This is a genomic window from uncultured Campylobacter sp. (assembly GCF_937997465.1).
In the GTDB taxonomy this organism is placed as follows: Bacteria; Campylobacterota; Campylobacteria; order Campylobacterales; family Campylobacteraceae; genus Campylobacter_A.
This window is the reverse complement of the sequence record NZ_CALKTQ010000339.1, coordinates 1-1,495: the sequence shown is the minus strand read 5'-3', so window position 1 is coordinate 1,495 and position 1,495 is coordinate 1. Positions and strand designations below refer to the sequence as shown.

The 1,495-nt window shown below is 51.7% G+C and carries 2 protein-coding genes; both read right to left on the bottom strand.

What is annotated here, in order from left to right; translation table 11 throughout:
* The coding region (locus Q0546_RS11520; RefSeq protein ID WP_298793183.1) for a UDP-glucose/GDP-mannose dehydrogenase family protein at positions 1–984 on the bottom strand (984 nt) is incomplete at its 3' end.
* Positions 981–1,495, bottom strand: a 515-nt coding sequence (locus Q0546_RS11515) for an NAD-dependent epimerase/dehydratase family protein (protein ID WP_298793181.1), incomplete at its 5' end; no start/stop codon positions are given. The genes Q0546_RS11515 and Q0546_RS11520, both read right to left, overlap by 4 nt.

Below are 1,495 nucleotides of genomic sequence, written 5' to 3'. Positions count from 1 at the left end.
TGGTTTAAACGCTAGCCCCCAAATCGCCACCGTTTTTCCGCTCAAATTTCCGCCGAAAAATGCTGAAATTTTTTCAAAAAGCACCGTTTTTTGCACCGCGTTTCTAGCCTCCACCGCGCTTAAAACCTTCGGATCAAAACCGTTTTGTCTGGCGGTGTAGATGAGCGCCTCGACATCCTTTGGAAAACAGCTACCGCCGTATCCGCAGCCAGGATATATAAAGCTATAACCGATGCGAGAGTCGCTGCCGATGCCTTTTCGCACCAAATTTACATCCGCGCCTACGCGCTCACAGATACCCGCGATCTCGTTTATAAAGCTTATTTTAGTCGCTAGCATAGCGTTTGCGGCGTATTTGGTCATCTCTGCGGACTTTACGTCCATAGCGATAAAGCGGTCGTGATTTTTCATAAACGGTGCGTAAAGCTCGCGCATAACGCTTTGACCCCACTCGCTACTAGCGCCTACTACGACGCGATCGGGCTTTAAAAAGTCCTCTACTGCCGCGCCCTCTTTTAAAAACTCGGGGTTTGAGACGACCTCAAATTTGACGTCTATGTTTCTCTTTTTTAGCTCGCCCGCGATCACTTCGGTTACCTTCTCCGCCGTACCCACGGGGACGGTTGATTTATCCACGACGATTAACGGCGAGGTTAAATTTTGCCCGATGCTTTTTGCGACTTCTAGCACGTATCGCAGATCGGCCTGCCCGTCCGCGCCCATAGGCGTACCCACCGCGATAAATAGCACGCTAGCGTGCGCCAAGGCTTCTTTTATATCGACGCTAAATTTGAGCGCGCCGTTTGCCCTGCACTCAGCCACGATTTCAGAAAGTCCGGGCTCATAGATCGGTATAACGCCGTTATTTAGGGCGTTTATCTTTGCTTCGTCCACGTCCACGCATATGACGTCGTTGCCCATTTTAGCTAGGCACGCGCCGCTAACTAGCCCCACGTAGCCCGTGCCTACGACTGCGATCCTCACAGCCGTTTCTCCCACTCAAGCGCGGTTTTTATGATGAGCGCGAGATCCTCTCTCTTAGGCCGCCAGTTAGTTAATTTTCTTATCTTTCCCGGCTTTGCGATGAGGCACGCCGGATCGCCCTCTCTACGAGGCGCGCTAACTACTTTAAAATCAACCCCGCTTACTTTTTTAGCCGTTTCTATAACCTCTTTTACGCTAAAACCGCGGCCGTAGCCGACGTTAAAGGTCTCGCTTTTTTCATGCTCGTTTAGATACTCCAGCGCGCTTAGATGCGCGTCCGCTAGGTCGCTCACGTGGATGTAGTCCCTCACGCAGGTGCCGTCTGTCGTCGGATAGTCGCTGCCGAAAATCCCCATGCTTTCACGCTTGCCCAGAGCCGTCTGCGTCGCGACTTTGATTAGATGCGTGGCGTTTGGATAGTTTTGCCCGATGAGCCCCTCCTCGTCGGCGCCCGCGACGTTAAAGTAGCGCAAAATCGCAAATTTGAAATTTTCATTTGAAGCGGCGTAGT